26 protein-coding genes and 1 tRNA gene are annotated in these 24,725 nt (G+C 68.1%); 14 read left to right on the forward strand and 13 right to left on the reverse strand.

Going from position 1 to position 24,725, the window contains the following annotated elements; translation table 11 throughout:
* Positions 1-85: 85 nt before the first annotated feature.
* Complete coding sequence (locus AB0J91_RS31775; protein ID WP_363876425.1) at positions 86-274, reverse strand: DUF397 domain-containing protein; 189 nt, start codon at positions 272-274, stop codon at positions 86-88.
* A gap of 21 nt (positions 275-295) precedes the next feature.
* Positions 296-1,132 carry a helix-turn-helix transcriptional regulator gene (locus AB0J91_RS31780; RefSeq protein ID WP_363876428.1) on the reverse strand — a complete coding sequence of 279 codons (837 nt, stop codon included), beginning with the start codon at positions 1,130-1,132 and terminating at the stop codon, positions 296-298.
* Between the two features lie 79 nt (positions 1,133-1,211).
* Between AB0J91_RS31780 and AB0J91_RS31785 the strand changes: the two genes are divergently transcribed.
* Positions 1,212-1,421 carry a hypothetical protein gene (locus AB0J91_RS31785; protein WP_363876430.1) on the forward strand — a complete coding sequence of 70 codons (210 nt, stop codon included), beginning with the start codon at positions 1,212-1,214 and terminating at the stop codon, positions 1,419-1,421.
* A 162-nt stretch (positions 1,422-1,583) separates the two neighbouring features.
* Here AB0J91_RS31785 and AB0J91_RS31790 read toward each other — a convergent pair whose 3' ends face one another.
* Positions 1,584-2,990: a sugar porter family MFS transporter gene (locus AB0J91_RS31790; protein ID WP_363785621.1), complete on the reverse strand. Its 1,407-nt coding sequence runs from the start codon at positions 2,988-2,990 to the stop codon at positions 1,584-1,586.
* A 278-nt stretch (positions 2,991-3,268) separates the two neighbouring features.
* On the reverse strand, positions 3,269-3,850 hold the full coding sequence (gene dcd, locus AB0J91_RS31795; RefSeq protein WP_132621854.1) for a dCTP deaminase: 582 nt from the start codon (positions 3,848-3,850) through the stop codon (positions 3,269-3,271).
* A gap of 90 nt (positions 3,851-3,940) precedes the next feature.
* Here dcd and AB0J91_RS31800 point away from each other — a divergent pair.
* Together AB0J91_RS31800 and AB0J91_RS31805 are read left to right on the forward strand one after the other, a co-directional pair.
* Positions 3,941-4,011 (forward strand) — tRNA-Gly (locus AB0J91_RS31800).
* A gap of 92 nt (positions 4,012-4,103) precedes the next feature.
* The gene (locus AB0J91_RS31805) at positions 4,104-4,577 is read left to right on the forward strand and encodes an OsmC family protein (protein ID WP_363876433.1); all 474 of its coding nucleotides are present in this window, start codon (positions 4,104-4,106) and stop codon (positions 4,575-4,577) included.
* A gap of 60 nt (positions 4,578-4,637) precedes the next feature.
* Here the strand turns inward: AB0J91_RS31805 and AB0J91_RS31810 are convergent, their stop codons facing one another.
* Entirely contained in the window at positions 4,638-5,138 is a 501-nt protein-coding gene (locus AB0J91_RS31810) for a nitroreductase family deazaflavin-dependent oxidoreductase (RefSeq protein WP_363876435.1), read from the reverse strand.
* Between the two features lie 99 nt (positions 5,139-5,237).
* Here AB0J91_RS31810 and AB0J91_RS31815 point away from each other — a divergent pair, with 99 nt between their 5' ends.
* A complete protein-coding gene (locus AB0J91_RS31815; protein ID WP_363876438.1) occupies positions 5,238-5,894 on the forward strand; it encodes a methyltransferase domain-containing protein in 657 nt (218 codons plus the stop codon).
* 44 nt (positions 5,895-5,938) lie between these two features.
* On the opposite strand, the gene AB0J91_RS31820 is transcribed toward AB0J91_RS31815, so the two are convergent.
* Positions 5,939-6,334: an SSI family serine proteinase inhibitor gene (locus AB0J91_RS31820; RefSeq protein ID WP_363876441.1), complete on the reverse strand. Its 396-nt coding sequence runs from the start codon at positions 6,332-6,334 to the stop codon at positions 5,939-5,941.
* A 461-nt stretch (positions 6,335-6,795) separates the two neighbouring features.
* On the opposite strand from AB0J91_RS31820, the gene AB0J91_RS31825 reads away from it, so the two are divergent.
* Positions 6,796-7,356: a DinB family protein gene (locus tag AB0J91_RS31825; RefSeq protein WP_363785608.1), complete on the forward strand. Its 561-nt coding sequence runs from the start codon at positions 6,796-6,798 to the stop codon at positions 7,354-7,356.
* 149 nt (positions 7,357-7,505) lie between these two features.
* On the opposite strand, the gene dnaB is transcribed toward AB0J91_RS31825, so the two are convergent.
* The 6 genes from dnaB to AB0J91_RS31855 all read right to left on the reverse strand — a co-directional run bounded on the left by dnaB (position 7,506) and on the right by AB0J91_RS31855 (position 13,610).
* Positions 7,506-10,148 (reverse strand): replicative DNA helicase, encoded by a 2,643-nt coding sequence (gene dnaB, locus AB0J91_RS31830; RefSeq protein WP_363876444.1) that lies wholly within the window; start codon positions 10,146-10,148, stop codon positions 7,506-7,508.
* Between the two features lie 497 nt (positions 10,149-10,645).
* On the reverse strand, positions 10,646-11,098 hold the full coding sequence (gene rplI, locus AB0J91_RS31835) for a 50S ribosomal protein L9 (RefSeq protein ID WP_132672016.1): 453 nt from the start codon (positions 11,096-11,098) through the stop codon (positions 10,646-10,648).
* Between the two features lie 20 nt (positions 11,099-11,118).
* On the reverse strand, positions 11,119-11,355 hold the full coding sequence (gene rpsR / locus AB0J91_RS31840) for a 30S ribosomal protein S18 (protein ID WP_093419808.1): 237 nt from the start codon (positions 11,353-11,355) through the stop codon (positions 11,119-11,121).
* Between the two features lie 50 nt (positions 11,356-11,405).
* Complete coding sequence (locus AB0J91_RS31845) at positions 11,406-11,897, reverse strand: single-stranded DNA-binding protein (RefSeq protein WP_132672017.1); 492 nt, start codon at positions 11,895-11,897, stop codon at positions 11,406-11,408.
* A gap of 44 nt (positions 11,898-11,941) precedes the next feature.
* The gene (rpsF, locus tag AB0J91_RS31850; protein WP_132621878.1) at positions 11,942-12,283 is read right to left on the reverse strand and encodes a 30S ribosomal protein S6; all 342 of its coding nucleotides are present in this window, start codon (positions 12,281-12,283) and stop codon (positions 11,942-11,944) included.
* 388 nt (positions 12,284-12,671) lie between these two features.
* Positions 12,672-13,610 carry a hypothetical protein gene (locus tag AB0J91_RS31855; protein ID WP_363876447.1) on the reverse strand — a complete coding sequence of 313 codons (939 nt, stop codon included), beginning with the start codon at positions 13,608-13,610 and terminating at the stop codon, positions 12,672-12,674.
* Positions 13,611-13,787: 177 nt separating this feature from the next.
* On the opposite strand from AB0J91_RS31855, the gene AB0J91_RS31860 reads away from it, so the two are divergent.
* Positions 13,788-14,555 (forward strand): deoxyribonuclease IV, encoded by a 768-nt coding sequence (locus tag AB0J91_RS31860; protein ID WP_363785601.1) that lies wholly within the window; start codon positions 13,788-13,790, stop codon positions 14,553-14,555.
* 64 nt (positions 14,556-14,619) lie between these two features.
* Complete coding sequence (locus AB0J91_RS31865) at positions 14,620-15,930, forward strand: glycosyltransferase 87 family protein (RefSeq protein WP_363876450.1); 1,311 nt, start codon at positions 14,620-14,622, stop codon at positions 15,928-15,930.
* A 63-nt stretch (positions 15,931-15,993) separates the two neighbouring features.
* Here the strand turns inward: AB0J91_RS31865 and AB0J91_RS31870 are convergent, their stop codons facing one another.
* Complete coding sequence (locus AB0J91_RS31870; protein ID WP_363876453.1) at positions 15,994-17,835, reverse strand: acyl-CoA dehydrogenase; 1,842 nt, start codon at positions 17,833-17,835, stop codon at positions 15,994-15,996.
* A 240-nt stretch (positions 17,836-18,075) separates the two neighbouring features.
* On the opposite strand from AB0J91_RS31870, the gene AB0J91_RS31875 reads away from it, so the two are divergent.
* The 7 genes from AB0J91_RS31875 to AB0J91_RS31905 form a co-directional block, all read left to right on the forward strand.
* On the forward strand, positions 18,076-19,026 hold the full coding sequence (locus AB0J91_RS31875; RefSeq protein WP_363785594.1) for an ATP-binding cassette domain-containing protein: 951 nt from the start codon (positions 18,076-18,078) through the stop codon (positions 19,024-19,026).
* Positions 19,023-19,823 carry an ABC transporter permease gene (locus tag AB0J91_RS31880; RefSeq protein ID WP_363785591.1) on the forward strand — a complete coding sequence of 267 codons (801 nt, stop codon included), beginning with the start codon at positions 19,023-19,025 and terminating at the stop codon, positions 19,821-19,823. The genes AB0J91_RS31875 and AB0J91_RS31880 overlap by 4 nt, the downstream gene beginning before the upstream one ends.
* Positions 19,824-20,021: 198 nt before the next feature.
* Complete coding sequence (locus AB0J91_RS31885; protein WP_363876456.1) at positions 20,022-20,573, forward strand: OmpA family protein; 552 nt, start codon at positions 20,022-20,024, stop codon at positions 20,571-20,573.
* 136 nt (positions 20,574-20,709) lie between these two features.
* Positions 20,710-21,156 (forward strand): CrcB family protein, encoded by a 447-nt coding sequence (locus tag AB0J91_RS31890; RefSeq protein ID WP_363876459.1) that lies wholly within the window; start codon positions 20,710-20,712, stop codon positions 21,154-21,156.
* The gene (gene crcB, locus AB0J91_RS31895) at positions 21,153-21,527 is read left to right on the forward strand and encodes a fluoride efflux transporter CrcB (protein ID WP_363876462.1); all 375 of its coding nucleotides are present in this window, start codon (positions 21,153-21,155) and stop codon (positions 21,525-21,527) included. The genes AB0J91_RS31890 and crcB overlap by 4 nt, the downstream gene beginning before the upstream one ends.
* 131 nt (positions 21,528-21,658) lie before the next feature.
* A complete protein-coding gene (locus AB0J91_RS31900; RefSeq protein WP_363876465.1) occupies positions 21,659-23,407 on the forward strand; it encodes a hypothetical protein in 1,749 nt (582 codons plus the stop codon).
* A gap of 125 nt (positions 23,408-23,532) precedes the next feature.
* Positions 23,533-24,725: MFS transporter (locus AB0J91_RS31905; protein WP_363876468.1), on the forward strand; the 1,193-nt coding region annotated here is incomplete at its 3' end.

The raw sequence follows: 24,725 nt of genomic DNA on the forward strand, positions 1-24,725 counted from the left end.
GGGACCTCGCTGGCCAAGTCCACGACAGCTTCGGGCTCCTCGGGTCCGGCCTACTCGTGCCGCACGGGAGGCGCCCTTCTCGCGTTCAGCGGCCGGAGAGGGACGTTAAGAACCGCCGCCAGGACTCGGCGGGGAAGGCCAGCGCCGGGCCGTCCGGATCCTTGGAGTCCCGCACCGCCACGGCCTCACTGACGAACGCGACTTCAACGCAGCTCCCGTTTCCGCCGCCGCCGCTACGACTGCTCTTGCGCCACTGAGCATCCGAAAGATCCATGGTTCCGCGCCTTCACTCGGGTTAGCAGTCGGACATTAGCCGACCGATGAGCGCGGCTGAGTTCTTGCCGTTCAAGGCTTTCGCACGGAGCCGCTCGAACGTCGACATCGCTGCCGAAACGGCCTCCGGCTTGTCAACGTGCAGTGAACCGGCCGCGTGCTCGAGGAACAAGATGTCCCGTTCGTCCACATCCGCGTAACTGAGCAGTGTGAAGGATCCCTCCACACCACGATGCGCTCCCTCTACGAGCGGTAGGACCTGCAACGTCACGTTCGGGATGTCCATGCACTCCAGCAGTTTCAGAAGCTGCCCACGCATCAGTGAACTGTCGCCGACCGGCCGCCGAAGGACCGACTCGTCTACCACCGCAGAGAAGCTCAGCGGCGCGTCGTGGTCGTGCAGCCGGTTGCGCCGACGCATCCGCGCCGCCACGGCATTCTCGATGTCACCAGCTTCCAGCACACCCGCCCCTTCGAAGACGCGGCGCGCGTAGTCCTCCGTTTGGAAGATTCCCGGGACGAACGAGAACTGCCACTCCCGGATGGAAGCAGCCTCTTCTTCCAAGTCGAAATATCCACGATCAATAATGCCGTAGGCATGCCACCAGGGTTTGGCCTTCGCTGACCTGGCCAGATCGACCAGCCCCGGTTCGTATGCGTCGTAGAGGTCCATCATCGACCGCACCTCGTGCACGGAGGTGGCGACCTCGCCGGTCTCCTTGCGGCTAAGGGCACTTGTCGACATGTCCAGCGACGCGGCGGCCTGCTCCTGGGTGAGCCCGGCGCCCTCCCGCAACCTTCGTATCCGCCGCGCGAGCCGACGCCGCCGGAACGTGGGGCTGGTGCGCACGAATTCCATGATCGCAGCGGGAACCCGGGACCGGGATTCCCGATTGCGGTGATCCCGACGGGGGAATCCCGTGCGGACCATCAACGCGATGACACCGAAGATCTTCGGCCTCGCCGAGAAGAACACCGACGGAACCCCCGACCCGGAGAAGGTCCAGATCTGGGGCATGGAGCTGGAGTCCAGAGCAGTCCTGTTCTGGCTGGAACGGGGCAGGAGCCAGTTCGCGGTCTTCGACACGGCCGAGAACGCCAACGCCCGCTTCGGCGACCTCTTCAACCTCACCCTCTACCGCCCCTGACCAACCCGCCCGCGACCACACCCGAGTGAAGCCGTTCGAATTTCGCGCGAAATTCGAATCCCACCTCCCCACCGCAGCCCCGAGGCCTGTCCTGGCCCCGAAAGCAGTCGAGGGCGTCCCCCGGGGTGGGGACGCCCTCGACTGCGGCTGCGAGGAGCCGGGTCAGCTGCCCATCTCCTCCAGGGAGCGGCCGTTGGTCTCCTTCAGGTACTTGACCACGAAGACCACCGACAGCGCCGCGAAGGCCGCGTAGATGAAGTACGTGACCGGCAGGTTCCAGTCCCGCATGCTCGGGAAGCTCACCGTCACCAGCCAGTTCGCCACCCAGTTGGTCGCCGTGCCGACGGCCAGCGCGGCGGCGCGGATGCGCGCCGGGAACATCTCGCCCAGCAGCACCCACATCACCACGCCCCAGGAGGCGGCGAAGAACAGCACGAAGGCGCTCGCCGAGATCAGCGCGACGACACCCCACTGCGCGGGCAGCATGGCGTCCTCGCCGACGACCTGCGCGAAGCTGAACGCCCAGCCGGTCACGGCCAGCGAGACCGTCATGCCGACCGAACCGATCACCAGCAGCGGCTTGCGGCCGATCTTGTCGACCAGCGCGATGGCCACGAGCGTGCCGATGATGTTCACGATCGAGGTGAACAGGCTCAGCAGCAGCGAGCTCTCCTCGTTGATGCCGACCGAGTGCCACAGCGACGACGAGTAGTAGAAGATCACGTTGATGCCGACGAACTGCTGCAACGCGGCGATCGCCATGCCGACCCACACGATGGGCAGCACGCCGAACTTGCCTCGCAGGTCGCTCAGCTTCGGCTTCCGCTCGCCGCCCAGAGCGTTCTGGATCTCGGTGATCTTGGCGTCGGCGTCACCCGACTCGATCTTGTTCAGCACCTCTCGCGCCCGGTCGATCTTGCCTGCGGCGACCAGGTAGCGCGGCGACTCCGGGATCGCGGAAGCCACCACGAGGTAGACCACGGCCGGGATCGCGGCCACGCCCAGCATCCACTGCCAGGCCTGGATCGGCCCCAGCATCCCGGACGCGCTTCCGCCCGCGAACGCCGCCAGGGCGTAGTTGACCAGCTGCGACAAGGCGATGCCGAGCACGATCGCCAACTGCTGCAACGAGGCGAGCCGACCTCGGTACTCGGCCGGCGCGACCTCGGCGATGTAAGCCGGGGCGATCACCGAGGCGATGCCGATGGCGACACCACCGACCACGCGCCAGATCGCCAGGTCCCAGATCGCGAAGGGAACGGCCGAGCCGATGGCGCTGATGATGAACAGCACGGCGGCCAGCTGCATGACGCGGATCCGGCCGATCCGGTCTGCCAGGCCACCGGCGATTCCGGCACCGACGGCCGAGCCCAGCAGCGCCGACGACACGGTCAGGCCGGTCAGGGCCGAGCCGACGCCGAAGTGCTCCTGGATCGCGTCGACACCGCCGTTGATCACCGAGGTGTCGTAGCCGAACAAGAAGCCGCCGAGAGCCGCAGCCCCGGCGATCATCACCACGTGCCCGAGCTTGGCGGTTCCGCCCGAGGCACGCGACTGCAATGCGGACATCGATTCTCCCGCTTACCCACACGCCGATCCGCCCCGTTGCGGGATCGTTCCAGAGCGCCGGGCGGAGGGGATCCTAAGTTCTGAACCCCGCACTTGCCTTGCTCGATTCAGGGTGATTTGTTTCACCCATCATCAAATCTCCAGGCAACAGCGCTTACCTGGCAAAACGTCACATTCACTGGGAACGCGAAGCGTTACCGCCCAGCTCCGCACCGCACTGGTTCACACCGCGATCCCGCGGCGATGGCGGTGGTTGACCCACCCCACCGGACCGCGGCTCAGCGGCGGGTGTCGGTGACGTTGAAGTTGAGGTAGGCGCGAGAGGACGTCGGGCCGCGCTGACCCTGGTACCGCGAACCCGCTTCCTTCGACCCGTACGGGAAGTCGGCGGGGCTGGACAGCCGCAGCAGGCAGAGCTGACCGATCTTCATACCGGGCCACAGGGTGATCGGCAGGTTCGCCACGTTGGACAGCTCCAGCGTGATGTGGCCGCTGAAGCCGGGATCGATGAACCCCGCCGTGGAGTGCGTCAGCAGACCCAACCGCCCCAGCGAGGACTTGCCCTCCAGCCGGCTGGCCAGATCGTCGGGAAGCTTCACCGACTCGAACGTCGACCCCAGCACGAACTCGCCCGGGTGCAGCACGAACGGCTCGTCCTCGTGGGTCTCGACCAGCGAAGTCAGCTCGTCCTGCTGCTTCGACGGATCGATGTGGGTGTAGCGGGTGTTGTCGAAGACCCGGAAGTACCGGTCCAGCCTCACGTCGATGCTCGACGGCTGGATCATCGACGCGTCGAACGGATCCAGTTCGAGACGTCCTTCGTCCAGCTCTTTACGCAGGTCCCGATCACTCAGCAGCACACGACCAGGGTATCGGGAGCCGATGTCGATCTTCCCCGCCCATCGTGCTAATCTACGCAGCGTCGAACGGGGAGCACCGTTGCGACGAATGCGGATGTAGTTCAATGGTAGAACATCAGCTTCCCAAGCTGAGAACGCGGGTTCGATTCCCGTCATCCGCTCCGAGGAACGAAGGCCCAGGTCAGAAGCCCCGCGCTTCCCTGGGTCTTTCTTTTCCCGCAACTTTCACCAATCCGCTGCCTACACTCCTCGCATGGCGAATGCGCATGGTTACGACGTCTCGATCGAATGGACCGGGAATCTCGGCAGCGGCACGAACGACTACCGGTCTTTCAGCCGCGCGCACGAGATTCTGGCGCAGGGGAAAGATCCCATCGCGGCGTCGGCCGATCCCGCTTTCCGGGGCGATCCGGCCCGCTGGAACCCGGAAGAGCTGCTGGTCGCCACGGTCGCCCAGTGCCACATGCTCTGGTTCCTGCACCTGTGCGCGGACGCCGGAGTGGTCGTCGTCGACTACACCGACGACGCCCACGGCGTCATGACCATGGACGAGCGCGGAGGTGGCGGCCAGCTCACCGAGGTGACGCTGCGACCCCAGGTGACCGTCACCGAGGAATCGATGATCGACGAGGCCAACTCGCTGCACGGCAAGATCCACGAGGTCTGCTTCATCGCCCGCTCGGTCAACTTCCCCATCCACCACCAACCCCAGGCCCAAGTCCTCTGACATCAGCCGCTTCCGCCGCAGAACCTCGCGCGGAACAGGCCGTGCAGCTGCCGGGCGCGGTCAGCCGCCGCAGGAGTCCGGACGTGTCTCGGTCAGGGCGACCATCGGCAACGTCGTGCCGGATTCCGAGATGGGGGCTCCCAGCGTCCGCTCGAAGATCGGACTGAGCTTGGCCCAGGCTCGGGGGTTCCTGGCGGCGTAGCGCTGGAGGGTCTCGGTCGCCTCGGCGGGCGTCAGCCTCCTGGCCTCCACCGGAATCCGCGCCCGGGCACCGATGGAGACGTGGGCGCCGGGATGCGCGTCGAGGTTGCGAAGCCACTGGGTTCGCTCGCCGAAACCGGCGGCCAGGACGTAGCCGGTTTCCGTCCGGTCGACGACCTCCAGGACCACGTACCGGGGCTGCTGGGACTTCCGCCCGAGGTGTTCGAGCATGAGCAGGCGTTGTCCGAACACCCACCCCATACCCGCGCGGAAGATCCCGATCGGCGCCCGAACCAGCCACCTGGTGCGCAGCAGCCGCGCGGCCAGGTCCGCGACCCGCGAGGACCGGTCATCCTTCATCCGTCCAGCAGAGCACAGATCCATCCACGCGACCGGAAAATTCGGTGGACGTGGCTGGGAGGATGTCCGGGTTCTGCGAACTTCCGGGTGCTTGGGGGAATGGTGGATCCGAGGGACGTCGACGCGAGCCGGTTCGCCGGGGAAGCGTTGTCGGAAGGACGACCGACGGGCTGGTTCGAGCCGCTCTACGCCGCCGCTTCCGGCGGTGAGGCCGTGGTGCCGTGGGACCTGGAGGGCCCGCACGGGTTGCTGCCCGAGTGGGGGCGCGGCGTGGACGGTTCCGGCCGGTCGGCGCTGGTGGTCGGCTGCGGGTACGGGCGCGACGCCGAATTCGTGGCCTCGCTGGGGTTCCGGACCACGGCGTTCGACATCTCCGAGACCGCGATCCGCGACGCCCGCGCGCGACACGCCGGCTCCGGGGTCGAGTACGTTACCGCTGACCTGCTCGATCCGCCCGCGGAGTGGGTCGGCGGGTTCGACTTCGTGCTGGAGTCGATCACCGTGCAGTCGATGCCGCTGTCACTGCGCGCGGAAGCCACCGAACGGGTTGCGGCGATGGTCGCGCCGGGCGGCGAGCTGCTGGTGATCTCGGGAGTGCGAGCCGAAGGCACCGATGTGGACGGTCCGCCGTGGCCACTGACCCGCAGCGAGATCGAAGCCTTCGCCACCGGCGGCCTGCGGGTCGAGCGGATCGAGAAGGCGCTGCTGCCGACGAACGCGGAGGTGATGTCCTGGCGGGCGCTCTTCACGCGCTGAGCCGTGCTCGGCGGGCTCTCACCCGAGTCCGCCGAGCAGCGACCTCAGAGCTCGAAGACGACGCCGGTCTTGACCTGCATCGTGCAGCTGTTGGAGAAGGTCTGCGTGTAGCTGACCGCCTTGCCGCGCCACTTGCCTTCGATCTTCGCGGTGACGGGCTGGTACTGCATCGTGCAGACCTTCGACACGGTCGCCTGCATCGCGGTGAAGTCGCCGTTGACCTTCTCCAGCTCCTCGCACGCCTTGGCCGCGTGCTTGTGCGTGCCACCCGCCGGGTGGCACTTGAGTTCACCGAGCTTGTTCGAGGTGACGTCCCGGCCCTGAACGGTCAGGCGCATGGTGCTGTCGGCCGGCGCCGCGTGGGCGATTCCGGGGACGACCGCGGTTCCGGCGATGAGGGCCGAGGCGAGAAGCACTCGGCGAGTCAGTTTCGCAAACACCGTTCCTCAACTTTCCTGTTGCAGGATTTCGGTACAGCTGTTGCGCGGGAAACTAACTGCGCGCCAACGCTTCCCGCGAGCCTGAATTCGGCTGGCGAACCGCCGAACCGAGTGAGCCACACGCTACTGCATTACCCGACGTAGCCCTGTGTCACCCAATTCAGCGACAACACAAAGGTTCTTACGCGCGGGTGGTTACGCGTCTACTGAGGACACTCGATTCTCGCCGATTTCAACTGAGAATCGCAGTTCCGCCCGACCATTGAAATCCGCCGGGAGAACACCCGCAACTCCAGCATCGAGCTTCAGAACTTCGCGGTGAGACGACGGCCCGAGATCAGCCGCCAACGCGCGCCAGCCCGTCCAGACCCGCCTTCGCCGTCGGATGACCGACATCAAAAGTCGAGGTCAACACCTCGCGACGACCTGCCGCTGTCGGGCATCGGTGCCAGGCTGACGGGATGGATGCGAAAGACTTCGACTGGCCCCAGGTCCTCCGGGAGCAGTGGGAGTGGCACTGGACCAACCTGATCCGGCCGCGCCTGGAAGGCCTGACCGACGACGAGTACTTCTGGTCCCCGGTACCCGACGCCTGGAGCGTCCGGCCGCGCGGCACCTCGAACGCGCAGATCCAGGCAGGCGCCGGGAACTTCACGATCGACTACGGCTTCCCCGCACCGGAACCGGCCCCGTTCACCACGATCGCCTGGCGCCTCGGGCACGTCATCGTCGGCGTGCTCGCCACCCGCAGCGCCGCGCACTTCGGCGCGCCCGAGGCGACCTACGAGTCCTGGGAGTACGCGGGTGACGCGGCCACCGCGCTCGGGCAGCTCGAAACCCAACTCGACGTCTGGCTCACCGGACTGCACCACCTCACCGAAGCCCAGCTCCGCCAACCCGTCGGCGACAAGGAGCCCTACCCGACGGCACCCATGGCAGAACTGGTCCTGCACATCAACCGCGAACTCATCCACCACCTCTCCGAGGTCTGCCTCATCCGAGACCTCTACGCCCACAGCTAGAGCGCCGCGAAACCCCGGTAACCGCCCACGACCACCGAGGCCTTCGCACCCGGTCTCGGTGCCGGAGAACCCGGTTGGTGAGGTCAGGCTGCGGAGACGGGGTCGCGGACGGTGTGTGGGGGGGGGAAACGAGGCCTCGGGAGCTGCGGCTACTCCTGGGCCATGTCGACGAAGCGGCTGTAGTGGAGCTGGTGGGCGACGGTGATCGTCGCGGTGGGACCTGCACGGTGCTTGGCGACCATGAGGTCCGCTTCGCCCATGCGGGGGTCGTCTCGCTCGAAGGCGTCGGGGCGGTGGATCAGGATGACCATGTCCGCGTCCTGCTCCAGAGAACCCGACTCACGGAGGTCCGACAGCTGCGGCTTCTTGTCCGTTCGCTGCTCCGGACCACGGTTGAGCTGGGAGATCGCGATCAGCGGGACTTCGAGCTCCTTCGCCAGCAGCTTGAGGTTTCGGGAGAACTCCGAGACCTCCTGCTGACGGGACTCGACGCGCTTGCCCGAGGTCATCAGCTGCATGTAGTCCACGACGATGAGCTGGATGTCGTGGCGCTGCTTGAGACGCCGCGCCTTGGCTCGGATCTCCATCATCGTGAGGTTCGGCGAGTCGTCGACGAAGATCGGCGCTTCGCTGATCTCGCTCATCCGCCGGGCCAGCCGGGTCCAGTCGTCGTCGGTCATGCGGCCACCGCGCATGTCGCCCAGGCGGATGCGCGCCTCGGCCGAGAGCATGCGCATCACGATCTCGGTGCGCCCCATCTCCAGCGAGAAGATGACGCTCGCCAAACCGTGCTTCACCGACGCTGACCTGGCGAAGTCCAGTCCCAGGGTGGAGTTGTGAGTCGGGATCATCGACCGCGTCGCGAGGTAGAGGTGATCAACCGAATCCACCTCCACGCACCGAACGGGCACGCTCTCCACCGGGCGGACAGCGGTGATGTAGCGCATTCCGACCATGCGGGGCTTGCGCGCGTTTCGCTCCTTGTGGACGAGCTTCTTGCGTTCCAGTCGGAAGACCTCGTCCTGCGTGCTGAACGTCAGCTGGAACGCCGTCGAGGTTTCCTCGGAGCGCCCACGCACCCGTTTGGTCGTCCACGAGCAGCGGTAGCCGAGGCTGACGACCAACTCGTAGGTGTCGCGCGCCAAGCGTTCGTTGGTGACGCTGAACTGCACCGAACCACTCGGCAGGACGGTCCCGTCGGTGTCCAGCAGGCCCGCGAGCAGCGCCCGCCGCTGATTCTCCGACGCTCGCAGGAACTCCTCCGGGATGTGCTTGTTCCCGAGCACGCCCATCGTCCGCAGGAGCGCCTGGACGGTCCCCCGCTCGTTGCGGCATTGCTGGCACTGGCGAAGACCGCACGTCGGCCTGCCGCAGTCCGGGCAAGTGGGCTGCGCAACAGGAGCGGACATGAAGCGAGCCTTGCCGCCGCAGCTCCTGCCGCAGGTTCGGACCTGGCTGGTCCGGGGCACGAAGGTCTCACCGCAGACGACGCAGGTCCGTTCTGCGGTCGGCTCGGGTGGCACGAACTGAATCCCGTAGTACAGGTGCCGAATCTCAGGGGCGCAGTAACCTTCGCCCTCGACGTACGCGGGGATCTCCGGGTCAGCGCTGGTGAACGCCGCTGACGCCGAGGTGCCGTCACCGAGCCAGACGCCCAGGACGTAGGGCGCGAGGGGCAGCTCTCGTTCCGGAAGGTCGATGGGACAGGTGGCGTTGACGGAGTGGTTCAGACGGCGGTCGGCCGTGTCGCACCGCAACGTCGCCGCGATCTCCTCAGTGGTTCGCACCTCGGCGAAGGTCCGCTGATTGCGCATCCGGTTGTATCCGGTGGCTGCCGCTTGGGCGGATTTCCTCGACGCCCTCGTGTCCGTCAACCACTGGTGGTTGGCGTCGGCGATGACCGTCGTGCCGTCGGAGAACTCGACCTCGTAGCACGGGCGGTCGTGCATGACCTCGGTAGCTGCGACGACCCTGGTGGGCTTGCCGTCGGCGCCGATGAGGTGGTCACCGACCTCGACCTCACCCATGGTCGTCCAGCCATCGGGCGTGGGCAGAGGTGTGTCCAGGGCGAGTGCCTTGCCCACGCCGGGTCGCGCCGCGACGATGATCATCTGGCCTGCGTGGAGGCCGTTGGTGAGGGCGTCTAGGTCGGCGAAGCCGGTGGGGATGCCCTGGGACTCCCCGCCCCGGGACGCGATCGCGTCGATCTCGTCCATCGTGGGCTGGAGGAGTTCTTCCAGGGCGTGGTAGTCCTCGCTGGCCTTGCGCTCGGTGACGTCGTAGATCGACGCCTGGGCGCGGTCCACGACCTCCTCGATCGCCGCGCCCTCCGAACCGTGGTAGCCCAGCTGCACGATGCGGGTACCCGCCTCCACGAGGCGGCGCAGGATCGCCTTCTCCGAGACGATCTCCGCGTAGTAGCCGGCGTTCGCGGCCGTGGGGACCGTGGCGATCAGCGTGTGCAGGTACGGGGCACCGCCGACCTTGACCAGCTCCTGGCGGCGCTCCAGCTCCGCGGAAACCGTGATCGCGTCCGCCGGTTCACCCCTGCCGTAGAGGTCCAGGATGCAGTCGTAGATGGCCTGGTGCGCGGGCCGGTAGAAGTCGTTCGGGCTCAGCGCCTCGACGACGTCGGCGATCGCGTCCTTGCTCAGCATCATTCCGCCGAGCACGGACTGCTCGGCCGCGAGGTCCTGCGGAGGCTGGCGCTCGAACGTGCTGGCGCCGCCGGGTGCACCCCCACCGTTGTCCGCGAAGTACGGGTCGTCGTCCCGATCGTCGGGAACCGTCACCGGACCCCGTCACCTCCTCCGGCCAGCAGCCTGTCGTCCGTGCGCACCACGGCGACCGAAACCTCTCGCACGCGCGCACCCACGCCGTCATCGGGACACCGAGACGGACCGTAGGCACAAGCGCACGCGCGCGAAGCTAGATCGCCCGCATAGAGCAGGCAACTCAAGTTGTGGACAAACCTCGGGACAACCTGTGGATAGATTGAAACGAGCTGGGGATAACTCCGGACAGCGTTCCGCGCCACTGGGGACAACTTGGGGACAAGTAGCCTTGATCGACTAGAAACCCCAGTTCAGAGCCTGCGTACAGGCTGTGGAAGAAATCCGTGGAAAACTCCCGGCGTGTCGCCACCATCGGCGTGTCGCAATCAACAGCGGTGGGTGATCCAAGAGAGATCATCGTGACCGCCAGTGCACGGCCGGGACACGGCATCGTCCACCCCGTCACACGAATGCCGGAGTGGACGATGCCGTTTGAAGAATCCGGTACTACCGGGTCACTGCTCGCCGGTCACCTGGACGTTGACGTTGGCCGTCACGTCGGGGTGCAGCTGCACGTCGACGACGTGCTTGCCCAGCGACTTGATGTGGCCGCGCAGCGAGACCGAACGCTTGTCGAGGTTCGGGCCACCGGCCTTGCGGACCGCGGCGACGACGTCGCCGCTGGTGATCGAGCCGAACAGCTTGCCCTGCGAGGAGACCTTGGCGGTCAGCGTGACCGCGTCCAGGTTCTGCAGCTGCTGCTTGAGCTCGTGGGCATGCTCCAGGTTCCGCACGCGGCGGTTCTCCTGGACGCGACGGATCGTCTCGACCTGCTTCTGCGCACCCTTGGTGGCCACGATGGCCAGGTTGCGGGGCAGCAGGTAGTTCCGCGCGTAACCGTCCTTGACCTCGACGATGTCGCCGGACTCGCCGAGGCCGGACACGTCAGCGGTGAGGATGATCTTCATGACGTGACTCCTTTCTCAGATCAGCGAGCGGTCGAGGTGTAGGGCAGCAGGGCCATCTCACGCGCGTTCTTCACCGCGATGGCGACGTCGCGCTGGTGCTGGCTGCAGTTGCCGGTGACCCGGCGGGCACGGATCTTGCCGCGGTCGGAGATGTACTTCCGAAGCAGCGTCGTGTCCTTGTAGTCGATCAGCGTGGCCTTGTCCTTGCAGAACACGCAGACCTTCTTCTTCGGCTTGCGCACAGGCGCCTTGGCCATTGGTCTTCCTCCTGAACGAAAAACTTCCTAAGCGTTAGCTGCGGCGAGCGTCAGAACGGCGGCTCGTCGCTGAAGCCGCCGCCGGAACCTGCCGGCGGGGCCGAACCCCACGGGTCGTCGGCCGGCGGACCGGCCGGGGCGCTTCCGCCGCCACCACCGAAACCGCCGCCGCCACCACGGCTGACCTTGTTGACCTTGGCGGTGGCGTAGCGCAGCGACGGACCGATCTCATCGACCTCGAGCTCGACGACCGTGCGCTTCTCGCCTTCCTTGGTCTCGAAGGACCGCTGGCGCAGCCGGCCCTGCACGACCACCCGCATGCCCCGGGTCAGCGTCTCGGCCACGTTCTCCGCAGCCTGCCGCCAGATGTTGCAGCGCAGGAACAGCGCCTCGCCGTCCTTCCACTCGCCGCTCTGGCGGTCGAAGGTCCGCGGGGTGGACGCGACGGTGAAGTTCGCGACCGCAGCACCGGACGGGGTGAAGCGCAGCTCCGGATCGGCGGTCAGGTTGCCGACCACCGTGATTACCGTTTCACCAGCCATGACCTGGGGACTCCAGTCTGGTCGTTAGCGGGTACGGGCCTGGATCAGGCAGACGCCTTGGCGGCACGGGCCTTGGCGGCGCGCGCGACCTTGCGGGGCTCAACGATCTTCCGCTGGACCTTGGTCCGCAGGATCGACTCGTTGAGGTTCAGCTGACGGTCCAGCTCCTTGATGGTGGCCGGCTCGCCGTTGAGGTCCAGGACGACGTAGATGCCCTCGGAGTTCTTGTTGATCTCGAAGGACAGCCGACGACGGCCCCAGACATCGACCTTCTCGACGGTGCCACCGTCGTTGCGGACGACGTTGAGGAAGTTCTCCAAGGACGGAGCGACGGTGCGCTCGTCCAGGCTCGGGTCCAGGATGACCATGAGCTCATAGTGACGCATGAAGACCATTCACCTCCTGTGGACTCACGGCCACGGACTTTCCGTGGCAGGAGGGTCGTTCGCGTCAACGAACCAGGCAACGGTAGCAAGGGCCCCTGACGCTGCTGCGATTGGCCCGCTCAGCGGTACCCACCACCGAAGAGAGCGCCGAAGGCGCTCCCACGCCCAGGCAGCGCCCCAACCACCGTCAGGCAAGCGACGAAGTCGCTTTCTCACTGCCCCAACTGATCAACCGGCACCGCCGCGGGTTCTGACACGTCTTCTGGGAGGACAGCCGCAGCGCCGGGTATAGGCATACTCAAGTCGCGGATCCCGGACCCAGGAGGCGTGTCAGGTTCCGCCACCCGCACCGCTGAGCAAATGGTCCACGGGGCCGAAAAAGACCAGGTCAGTGGCGTCGGAGGACCCAGGCTCGCACTAGCGCAGCGGTCACCACCGCGAGGGAGACGGCGGCGATGAGGACCGGGAGGGCGACTCGCTCGGAGACCTCGGTCGGGAGGGCTTCGGCCTGGCCGGCCGCGCGGATCTCGTCCTGCTCGTCCTGGACGCGCTGCCGATCCTGAGCCTGTCTTGCCAGGTCACCGACGTTGGGCGCCATGCCCGGCACCTGGCCGTAACGGGCCTGCGCCCACGGCAGCGAGGAGCCGCGCAGGCTCGGCGGCAGCATGCTGACCGCGGCCGGAGCACCGTTGGCGCTGGGCATGCTCGGCACCGGGCTGGTGGACGGCGCGGACGGCGGTGGCCCGGCGGGAGCGGGTGCCGGGGTCTGCGACGAGGGGGGCGTCCGCGACGGCTGCTCGGGCGGCGGTTCCTGCGAGGGCGGGGGCGGAGGCTGCTCCTCCTCGGGCTCCGGCACGTTGACCGTGATCGAGTTCCCGATGCTGACGAGGTTGGTGAAGTGGAAGCGGACGGCCTCCACCTTGTCCTCCGGCAGGCCGAGCTCGCTCAGGCGCGGTGTCGCGGCCTGGGCGATCTCGCGGCCGGAGTAGGAGTTGGCGCCGGGTTCGGCGGTGCCCAGCGCGATGGGGCTGCCCGAGGCGAACTGCTCGGAGGCGTCGGACGCGGGGCCGAAGGCCAGCGGCATGGCCAGCAGGACGGCCTGGTTGAGCTTGAAGTCCAGCGTCTTGGGCAGCACGGAGATCGGCTGGCCGATCTCACCGGAGACGATGGCGATGGGCTGGTCGACGACCAGCGGCTCGGCGGCAGCGGCCGTTCCCGCGCCGAGGCAGCTTCCCGCCAGGAGCACCAGACCTGCGGCACCAGCCGACACGGTGCGGCGGAGCGCGTTCGGTTTGATCAGTGGGTTGGGGTTACCCCAGGTACCCATGGCTCGCCTCCCCGCGAACGGCTCCGGATCGACAGTCACTGTCTCAAAGCTCCTAACGCGCGAGTACCGCCGTTGGTTGCGGCCATCCGGCAAATCCGTTGATGTTCCACAGTGTGGAACACCCCGGTGCGCCCCGGTTCCCGGGTTCGGACGGTGTGGACGAATAGACTGCGTGCCATGCGTATCGGCGCCCATGTTCGCGATGACGACCCGCTGACCGCGGCCGCTGAGCGCGGCGCGGAGGTGGTGCAGTTCTTCCTGTCCGACCCGCAGGGGTGGAAGGCGCCGAAGCCGCATCCGCAGGCAGAACAGCTGCGGGGCAGCGACGTCGCCGTTTTCATCCACGCACCTTATGTGATCAACGTGGCTTCGTTGAACAACCGGATCCGCATCCCGTCGCGGAAGTCGGTCGTGCAGCAGGCGAAGGCCGCTGCGGAGGTCGGTGCGCAGGGCTTGATCGTGCACGGCGGGCACGTCACGAAGGACGACGATCCGGCCGAGGGCATCGCGAACTGGCGCAAGCTGTTCGAGCGGCAGGCCGACGAGGGCGGCTTCGAGGTGCCGATCCTGATCGAGAACACCGCGGGCGGCGCGAACGCGATGGCGCGGCGGTTCGACGTGCTGGCCCGGTTGTGGGACGCGGTGGGCGAGTTCGGCGCGGGGTTCTGCCTGGACACCTGCCACGCGCACGCGGCGGGTGAGGAGCTGCTCGACGTGGTGGACCGGGTCAAGGCGATCACCGGCCGGATCGATCTGGTGCACCTCAACGACTCGCGTGACGAGTTCGGTTCGTCGCGGGACCGGCACGCCAACATCGGTTCGGGCAACATCGACCCTGAGCTCCTGGTGGGCGTGGTGTCGAGGGCCGGTGCCCCGGTGGTGGTCGAGACCCCGGACGAGGGGCAGGCCGCCGACATCGAATTCCTCCGCTCGAAGGCGAGCTGAACGGCTGTTTCCCGGCTGGTCCGGGTGAGAGGAGCCCGGTATCAAGGTCGCGCGGGGCTTGACGGTGTCGGCGTTAGCGGTGTTGTGCCTGCTGACGGCCGTGACGCTGGCGTTGGGGTACGCGAACAAGGCGCGTTGCACGGGTCCGGAGTTCAACGAGTGGGGCCGCTCGGGGCCGGATTACCAGACGCGGTCCTACCGGGACGTCTGCTACTCCGACATCCAGAACCTGTGGGTGGGCCGGGACATCGACCGGCACGTCTTCCCGTACGTGAACGGGGGCATCGACGAGGACGGCTCGCTGTGGGGCGGTGTCGTGGAGTACCCGGTGCTGACCGGCGTGCTGATCTGGGCCGGCGCGTTGTTCGTGAACACCGATGCCGGGTTCCTGCTGTCGTCGGCGCTGCTGATGGCGCCGTTCGGGCTCGCGGTGGCGTGGTGGCTGGGGCGGTTGAGCCGCTGGCGGGCGCTGTTGTGGGCGATCGGGCCGCCGTTGGTCCTCTACGCGGATCACAACTGGGATCTGCCGGTGGTGGCGAGCGCGGTGGCGGCGGTGTTCGTGATGCACCGCTGGCGCGCGTCGTTGGCGCGTCGGTCCACCGCGGCCGCGGTGCTGCTGGGTCTGGGTTTCGCGTTGAAGCTGTATCCGGCGATCTTCGTGCTGCCGTTGATGCTGCACGTGTTCACCGAGGGAGGCCGGGACTGGCGGGGCGCGTTGCGGGTGGCCGGGTCGGCTGCGGCGACGGGGCTGCTGGTCAACGTTCCGTTCGCGTTGGCGGGTTTTCAGGGCTGGGCGGCGTCGTTCGAGTTCCAGTCGCGGCGTCAGGTGGATTTGAGCACGAACTCGGTCTGGTACTGGGGTTTCCGGGGCTGGACCGGGGACGACGGCTTCCAGGCCGCGATGGGCATCGTCTCGCCGGGGCTGATGCTGGTGTCGTTCGCGTTGGCCTGCTGGATCGGCTGGTTGCGGTTCGAGAGGACCGGGACCTATCCGTGGGTGCAGGTTTCGGCGGCGATGCTGTGCGGCTTCCTGCTGCTGCACAAGGTTCATTCGCCGCAGTACACGTTGTGGTTGTTGCCGTTCTTCGTGCTGGTGCAGGTGCGCTGGGGGTGGATCGCGGCCTACCTGGTGGCGGACTTCGCGATGTGCACGGGAATCTTCCGCTGGCTGTACCTGAACAACGAGGGGATCCCGAGCGGTGTGCACGACGGTTTCACCGCGCAGGCGTTGATGATCGGGGTCTGGGGCCGGGCCGCGCTGCTGGTGGGGCTGTTCGTGGCTTTCCTGTCGGCCCGCACGACCATCGACGAGCGGACGTCGGGCGGCGAGGTGTCCGCTGAGACCTCGCGGCACCGAGTCAGAAGCCTCGGCTGAGGCCGGGTGGACGTGAGAAGGGACCCGCGGCGCGCCGCGGGTCCCTTGCTCTGAGGGGTCCGATCAGAAGACGGACTCGTCGAGCTCCATGAGGGAGTTGTCGGCGGCCTCGATGATCTTGCGGCGTCCGGTGAGCTCGGGCAGGACGTTCTTGGCGAAGAAGCGGGCGACCGCGACCTTGCCCTGGTAGAACGACTCGTCCTTGCCTGCACCGGCGTCGAGCGCGGCGAGCGCGATCTCGGCCTGCTGCAGCAGCTTCCAGCCGATGAGCAGGTCGCCGACCGACATCAGGAACGACACGGCGTGCTGGCCGACCTTGTAGATGTTCTTGATGTCCTCCTGGGCGGAGGTCAGGAACTCGAACAGCGTGCCGAGCTGGCCCTGGACGTCGCCGAGGGCGCGGGTGAGCAGCTCGCGCTCTTCCTTGAGGCGCTCGTCGGCGTCGGTGGCCTCCAGCGTCTTCTGGATCTCGGCCGCGACGTGGCCGATGGCCGCGCCCTGGTTGCGGACGATCTTGCGGAAGAAGAAGTCCTGCGCCTGGATCGCGGTGGTGCCCTCGTAGAGGCTGTCGATCTTGGCGTCGCGGATGTACTGCTCGATCGGGTAGTCCTGCAGGTAGCCGGAGCCACCGAGGGTCTGCAGCGAGTGCGTGAGCATCTCGTAGGCCCGCTCGGAGCCGACGCCCTTGACGATGGGCAGGAGCAGGTCGTTCACGGCCTCGGCGAGGGCGACGTCGCTGCCCTCGTGCTTGCCCTGGGTGATCTGGTCCTGGTAGTCGGCGGTGTAGAGGTAGATGGCGCGCAGGCCCTCGGCGTAGGCCTTCTGCAGCATCAGGGCGCGGCGCACGTCGGGGTGGTTGGTGATGGTGACGCGCGGGGCGGTCTTGTCGGTGCTGCGCGTGAGGTCCGCGCCCTGGACGCGCTCCTTGGCGTAGTCGAGGGCGTTGAGGTAGCCGGTCGACAGGGTGGCGATGGCCTTGGTGCCGACCATCATCCGCGCGTACTCGATGACCTGGAACATCTGCGCGATGCCGTCGTGGACCTCGCCGAGCAGCCAGCCCTTGGCCGGGGTGCCGTGCTGGCCGAAGGTGACCTCGCAGGTGGCGGAGGCGTTGAGGCCCATCTTGTGCTCGACGTTGGTGACGAAGGCGCCGTTGCGGTCGCCCGGCGCACCGGTCTGGCCGTCGAAGTGGAACTTGGGCACCAGGAACAGGCTCAGGCCCTTGGTGCCGGGCTTGGCCTCGACGCCGGGTCCCTCGGGGCGGGCGAGCACCAGGTGCATGATGTTCTCGGTCATGTCCTGGTCGGCGGAGGTGATGAAGCGCTTGACGCCGTCGAGGTGCCAGCTGCCGTCTTCCTGCTGCACGGCCTTGGTGCGGCCGGCGCCGACGTCAGAACCGGCGTCGGGCTCGGTGAGGACCATGGTGGCGCCCCAGCCGCGCTCGATCATGAGGTCGGCCCACTTCTTCTGCTCCTCGGTGCCGTTCTTCCAGAGGATCGTCGCGAAGTTCGGGCCCGCCATGTACATGTAGACCGGCGGGTTGGCGCCCAGGATCAGTTCGGCGGCCGACCAGGTGACGGTCGGGGGGATTCCGTAGCCGCCCAGCTCGTCCGGCAGGCCGAGGCGCCACCACTCACCGTCCATGACCTGCTGGTAGGACTTCTTGAAGGACTCCGGCAGGGTTACCGAGTGGGTGGTCGGGTCGAAGTGCGCGGGAGTGCGGTCACCTTCGACGAAGGACTCGGCGAGCGGCCCGGTGGCCAGATCGTTGAGTTCGGAAAGCACGCCGCGAACGGTGTCCTGGTCGGACTGCTCGAAGGCGCCCTTGCCCAGTCGTTCCTGCACCTTGAGGACCTCGAAGAGGTTGAACTCGAGGTCTCGGACGTTGCTCTTGTAGTGGCCCATCGAAGGCTCCCTCTTGCACGCTGCTGCGGGTGGGCCCGGCTACGAGCCCTTACTCGTCGGTAACAAGAAGGGTATTACCTGGCGGTAACTTCTGTCGAGGCGACCTGTGCCACCCTCCCCTCGCACCCCTCCTGACCTGCTGTCCCTTCCGAAAAATTCCCGCGTCGCGATAAATTCGAAGGCGGCCTGTCACCCCTGCGCCCTACAGTGGGCGATCCGGACATCACTCTGGGGGTACAGATGACCGCCGTACGCGCGGAGGCCCTGGTCAAGAGCTTCGGCTCCACCCGAGCTCTGAACGGGATCGACCTCGAAGTGCCCAGCGGCGAAGTGCTCGGGCTGCTGGGCCCCAACGGAGCGGGCAAGACGACCACGGTCCGCATCCTGACCACGCTGTTACGGCCGGACTCGGGCCGCGCGTTCGTCGCCGGGCACGACGTGCTCGCCGACCCCCACGCCGTGCGCCGGTCGATCGGCCTGTCCGGGCAGTACGCCGCGGTCGACGAGAACCTGACCGGCTACGAGAACCTCTACATGGTCGGCCGCCTCTACGGGATGTCCCGCTCGAACGCCTCCGCGCGAGCCCGGCAGCTCATCGACCGCTTCAAGCTCGACGACGCGGCCGACCGGCCCTCCAAGGGCTACTCCGGCGGCATGCGCCGACGGCTGGACCTCGCCGGGGCGCTGGTCGCCGCGCCACCCGTGGTGGTCCTCGACGAGCCCACCACGGGGCTCGACCCGCGCGGCCGGATGGACACCTGGGAGGTCATCGGCGAGCTCGTCGCCGACGGGACCACGGTCCTGCTGACCACCCAGTACCTGGAGGAGGCCGACCAGCTGGCCGACTCCATCGCGGTCATCGACCACGGCGAGGTCATCGCCAGCGGCACCGCCGACCAGCTCAAGTCCCGCGTCGGCGGCGAGCGCCTGCAGCTGATCGCGCAGGACGCCGCCGACCTGCCCGCGGTGGCCAGGGTGCTGCGCGAGGTCGGCGTGGCCGAACCGCAGGTGGAGGTGGCGCTGCGGCGGGTCACGGTGGCCGTGGAGACCGGGCCGAAGGCGCTGATCGAGGCGTTGCGGCGGCTCGACGCCGACAGCGTCGCGGTCAACGACGTCGGGCTGCACCGGCCGACGCTGGACGACGTGTTCCTGGGTCTGACCGGACGGCACGCCGAGGAGGAGCAGGGATGAACGCGCTGGCGGTGAGCCTCCGCGACAGCAACGTCGTGGCGTGGCGGAACCTGATGAACATCAAGCGCAACCCCGATCTGCTGCTGGCCAGCACGGCACAGCCGATCATGTTCGTGCTGATGTTCGCCTACGTCTTCGGCGGCAGCCTCGGCGGCGAGGCGTACCGGGAGTTCCTGATCGCCGGGATCTTCGTGCAGACGGTGGCGTTCAACAGCTCCTTCACCGTGATCGGCCTGGCCAACGACCTGCAGAAGGGCATGATGGACCGGTTCCGGTCGCTGCCGATGTCGCGGGTGGCCGTGCTGCTCGGGCGCACCAGCTCCGACCTGCTGGTCAGCGTGCTGACCGTGGTGATCATGTCGTTGTGCGGGCTGATCGTCGGCTGGCGGATCCGGGGCAGCCTCCTCGACGCGCTGCTGGCCTTCGGCCTCCTGCTGCTGTTCTCGTTCGCGATGTCGTGGGTGGGGGCGTTCATCGGCCTGGTGGCGCGCAGCGTCGAGGTCGCGCAGAGCGCGGGTCTGCTGTGGATGTTCCCGGTGACGTTCGTGTCCTCGGCCTTCGTGCCCGCGGAATCGATGCCCGGTCCGCTGCGGACCTTCGCGGAGTGGAATCCGATCACGGTCTACTCGGACGCGTTGCGCCAGCTCTACGGCAACCCGCTGCGGGTGACCGGTCCGCCCCCGGACAGCTGGCCGGCGCAGCACGCGGTGCTCTACTCGGTGGTGTCGGCGCTGGTGATCCTGGCGATCTTCATCCCGCTCGCGGTGGCTCGCTACCGTCGCGTGGCGAGTCGATGAAGGATCCTTCAGGATGTCCACAGGGGACGGCCCTCAGCGCTGCCCAAAAACACGTTTCTCCTGGCAGGAGCGCACTTCGGGTTTAACTCCTTGGTGTGAACGACACCGGACTCGCGCAGATGTTGAGCGTTTTTCACCCAATCAGCCCGCACTATCTGCCCGTCTCCGAGATACGCGCCACGGACCGCGAGGTGGGTTATGCGCCGAACGAACGTCAACTACGCCGCCGCAGTGATCGCTTGCACGTCGGCACTGCTCGCCGGGTGCGGCAACGCCCCCGAGGGCATGTCGGCGATGCCCGGGGCTCCGCAGCCGGGCCAGGCCCAGCCGGGCGCCGAGCAGCAGCCTCCGAACGGCGAGCAGCCGGGCGGGATGGGCGCCGGTGAGCAGGGCGGCGACCAGGCCAAGGCTCAACTCCAGGGACAGCTCGACCAGCTCAACCAGAGCGCACCGATCACCTTCGACCCGGACAGCAGCGAGCTCACCGGCCAGAGCAAGGAGACGGTCACCAAGGCCGCCGACATGCTCAAGTCCGCTCCGCAGGAGCTGAAGTTCCAGGTCGCGGGCTTCACCGCGGCCGGGACGAGTTCCAGCCAGGACAGCAAGGAGCTGTCGCAGGCTCGAGCCCAGGCGGTCGTCGACCAGCTGACGCAGGCCGGGGTCCCGGCCGAGCGCCTGCAGGCCACCGGCGAGGGCGACGCGGGCGGCGACCCGGCCGCGTCCCGCAAGGTCGAGATCAAGCTCCAGTAAGCGGTTCCACCAGCGGGGCGGCCGGGAATCGGCCGCCCCGCTTCTCGTGCGCGCGGACGGTGAGAGTTCGGTCGCGATCGGTGCTGGTCAGGGCAACCGGCCGGTACTCTCCGCGGGAGCAGTCACGGAGGTGTCGATGGCTTCTCCCACCGAGGTGCGGACGGTCCGCGAACCCGCGGGCAAAGCTGCCTCCGCAATCCCGTGGGACGTGCTGGCCGCGGTCGCCGGTGGCGGCGCGATCGGATCGGTCCTGCGCTGGTCGACGAGCCTGGTGTGGCCGGGCCCGGTTTCGACGTTCCTGGTCAACGTGCTGGGCTGCCTGGCCATCGGCGTGCTGATGTGCGTGATCACCGAGCTGGTCACCCCGCACCACCTGCTGCGACCGCTCCTGGGCGTGGGCGTGCTCGGCGGTTTCACCACCTTCTCCACCTACGTCACCGACGCGCTGCGGCTGGCGCTCTCCGCGCCGCTGGCGGCGCTGGGCTACCTGCTGGCCACGGTGCTGTGCTGCCTGTTCGCGGTGTTCGTCGGCGTGATCGCCACTCGGGCGGTGGCGCGGGGACTGCGACGGGAGGCCGCGTGACGCTCCTGCTCGTCGCGCTCGGCGGCGCCACCGGGGCGAGCCTGCGCTTCCTGACCGACCGCTGGGTCCAAGCGCGGCACGACACCGGGTTCCCGTGGGGGACGCTGGTGGTCAACGCGGTCGGTTCGCTGATCCTCGGCTTCCTCTCCGGGGCCGCGCTGTTCGGCGCGTCCGTGCCGGTGCTGCAGACCGCGCTGGGCGTGGGTCTGTGCGGCGCGCTGACGACGTTCAGCACCTTCGGTTACGAGAGCGTGCGGCTGCTGACCGGCGGTCAGCGGCTGTTCGGCCTGCTCAACGTGGTCGGATCGGTGCTGGGGGGGCTGGGTTCGGGTGTGCTCGGCGTCGTGCTGGCCGCCTCGATCTGGCACTGACCGCGGGAAACAGCACCCGAACGGGGGATCACGACACGAGTGCACGACCCCGCTCGCGCTCCCCGGATTCGGTTCGGGTTGTCTCTAACCTTTGGGCACGAGATCCGCACACGTGAGCGAATGGGGTCACCATGCGCACCGTCTTCATCCACGGCGAGCAGGAACGTTTCGACGAGGCCAGCGCCGAACTGATCGACCGCTTCACCAACCGCCACCCCGAGCTCGACGGAGCCGAGCTGGTCGAGCTGCTGCTCGACGACAAGTTCCTCGCCGACGGCATGCTCGCGCACTGGAGCGAGGAGGACCTCGTCCGCGTGCTGACCGAGGTGGTGCCGCGCCGGGCCGTGCTGACCGGCGAGTGGTCGACGACGCCGGACCTGCTGCACCGGTGGCTCGACTTCCTGGCCGAGGAGCGCCTGCTGACCTCGACCGATCCGGTTTCCGCGCTGCACGACGCGGTGGACGCGGCGACGCCCGCCTACCTGAGCGCGATGGCCGATCCGACGGAGTGGAGTTCGGAGAAGTTCTGGACGACCACCATGCGGGAGCTGGGAGTCGACGACTCCGACGACGCCGCGGTGGAGGAGTTCCACGACGCCGTGGACGCCGGTGAGCTCGACGTCGACCAGGACACCGCCGACGAGATCACCGCGCGCGAGGCCACCGAGCCCGAGCAGCAGCCGAAGCTGTGGCTGAGCCCGGTGGAGCTGACCGAGTCGGAGCCGCACCGCGAGATCGCGGCCGGCGCACCGATCATGGACCGCATCCGCGCGGTCGTGGAGCACGCGGGCGACGGCGACGTCGACAAGCTGGCCGCGAGCCTGGGCAGCGACACCGCCACCGCGGGGCTGCTGCTGGAGTGGGCGCAGCGCGCGGGCCTGCTGCGCGTCTCGGGCGAGCGGGTCGTTCCGACGCTGATCGCCGCTCCGCTGCTGGCCGAGCCGGAGCTGCTGTGGACGAAGCTGTGGCAGAGCTTCGTGCTGCTCGACGACGTCTTCCGCGACGGGCTGGAGAACATCGCCGCCGACTCCGACGACGAGGACGAGCTGCCCGAGCTGGTCCAGTCGGTGTTGAGCGTGCTCTACGCGGCCGGCGAGGAGGTGCCGCTGGAGGTCGTGGCGTTCACCGCCGCCGACGTGCTCGGAGCCGAGGACCCGAGCCCGGTGCTGGCCCTGGTGAAGCGGATCGTCGAGCAGTGGGAGGCGATGGGAGCGCTGCGCACCCGGTCCGCGACCGAGGAGGACCGCACCGCGCTGCCCGTCGAGACGTTCGTGGAGCTGCTTCCCGCAGGTGTGTGGGCCGCGAGGGAGTCGTTGCGCGCGTTCGGTTTCCACGTGCCGACGACCGATGCGCTGCGCCTGGCCCCGGCGGAGCTGGTGGCACTGCTGTTCGCCGCCGCCCCGGCCCCGGTCCAGCAGGAGCTGGCGGCGAGCTGGGTCGAGGACCGGGGTCCGAAGCAGGCCGCGGACGAGCTGAGCGGGCTGTTGGAGCTGGTGGACGACCCGGTGGTCCGGATGCCCGCGCTGGCGCTGCTGGAGGCGACCGGCGAGGAGGGCGTGACCGCGGCCCGCGGGCTGGTCGACGATCCGGTGTGCGGTGCGGCGGTGCGGATGTGGCTGCAGGCCGCGACCGATGAGCAGGTGGCGCGCGACGGTGATCAGCTGCTGTTCAGCGTGGACGCGATGGCGGTGACGCTGGAGACCGACGTGGACCTGTTCGTCGGCGATGTCGCCGAGCAGCCGACGGACGAGCAGTTGCAGCTGGTGGGCGAGTTGGCCGGCAGCGGGCATTCCCACGCCCGCGCGCTGCTGGCGGCGCTGGCCGAGAACCACGAGGACGAGGAGGTCGCGGCGGCGGCGCGCAGCGCCTTGGACGTCTGATTCCCGGTGACGCTCCTCATGTCCGTTTGTTCTGCTAACGAGAATTGTTTAGCATTGCGAACGGTTTGACTTCACAGCAGCCGCAACCGCAGCTGCCAACGCCGTTGATGAGGGGTGGCGTGGCGATGAGCGCCGGGCACGAAGTTCGGTTACTCGACGTCTTCAAGGGACAACCGAAGGCGGTGTGGATCACCGCGTTCGCGGCGGTCATCGCTTTCATGGGAATCGGTCTGGTCGACCCGATCCTGCTGTCCATCGCCGAGGCGATGAACGCCGGACCGGAGCAGGTCACCCTGCTGTTCTCGTCCTACCTGGGTGTTCAGGTCGTGGCCATGCTGGTCACCGGTGCGTTCAGCGCCCGCTACGGGCCCAAGCGCACCGTGGTCACCGGCCTCGTCCTGATCGTCCTGGCGACCATCGCGTGCGCGCTGGCGAGCTCGATCGGCCAGCTCGTCGCGCTGCGCGCGGTGTGGGGTCTGGGCAACGCGTTCTTCATCGCCACCGCCCTGTCGGTGATCGTCGGCGCCGCCTCCGGCGGCCAGCAGGCGGCCATCCTGCTGTACGAGGCGGCGCTGGGCATCGGCCTGTCCACCGGGCCGCTGCTCGGCGCCCTGCTCGGAAACATCTCCTGGCGGGGCCCGTTCGCCGGCACCGCGGCGCTGATGGCCGTCGCGCTGATCCTCGCCGCAGGTTTCCTGCCCGAGGACGGGGACCGCTCGACCCGCGCCAAGATCGGCGTGCTCGACCCGATCAAGGCGCTCAAGCACGGCGGCCTGCTGCGCACCTCGCTGGGCTCGGCGTTCTACACCGCGAGCTTCTTCATCGTGCTGGCCTGGTCGCCGTTCGTGCTGGAGTTCGGCGCGATCGCGGTCGGCCTGGTGTTCTTCGGCTGGGGTCTGTGCGTCGCGGTCGCCGGGGTGACGCTGGCGCCGAAGCTGGCGGCCCGCTTCGGCGAGGTCGGCGGCACGATCATCGCGGTCCTGCTCTACGCGGTGATCCTGGGCGTCATGGCGTTCGGCTCGAAGCCGGTCGTGGTCGTCGGCGTGATCCTCAGCGGTCTGGCCTCGGGCCTGCTCAACACGCTGTTCACCGGTTCGGCGATGAGCGTCAGCGACGCGCCGCGCCCGGTGGCCAGCGCCGGCTACAACTTCTGCCGCTGGCTCGGCGGCGCCGCCGCCGCGACGCTGGTCGGCCACGTCGCCACCTGGTTCGGCTCCAACCACGCGCCGTTCGCCGTCGGCGCGGGCCTGTGCGTGATCGCCGCGCTGCTGCTGGTCACCGACCTGCGCACCAAGGCCGACGTCCAGCAGATCCCGGC

The organism is Saccharopolyspora sp. NPDC049357, assembly GCF_040677225.1.
GTDB lineage: Bacteria > Actinomycetota > Actinomycetes > Mycobacteriales > Pseudonocardiaceae > Saccharopolyspora.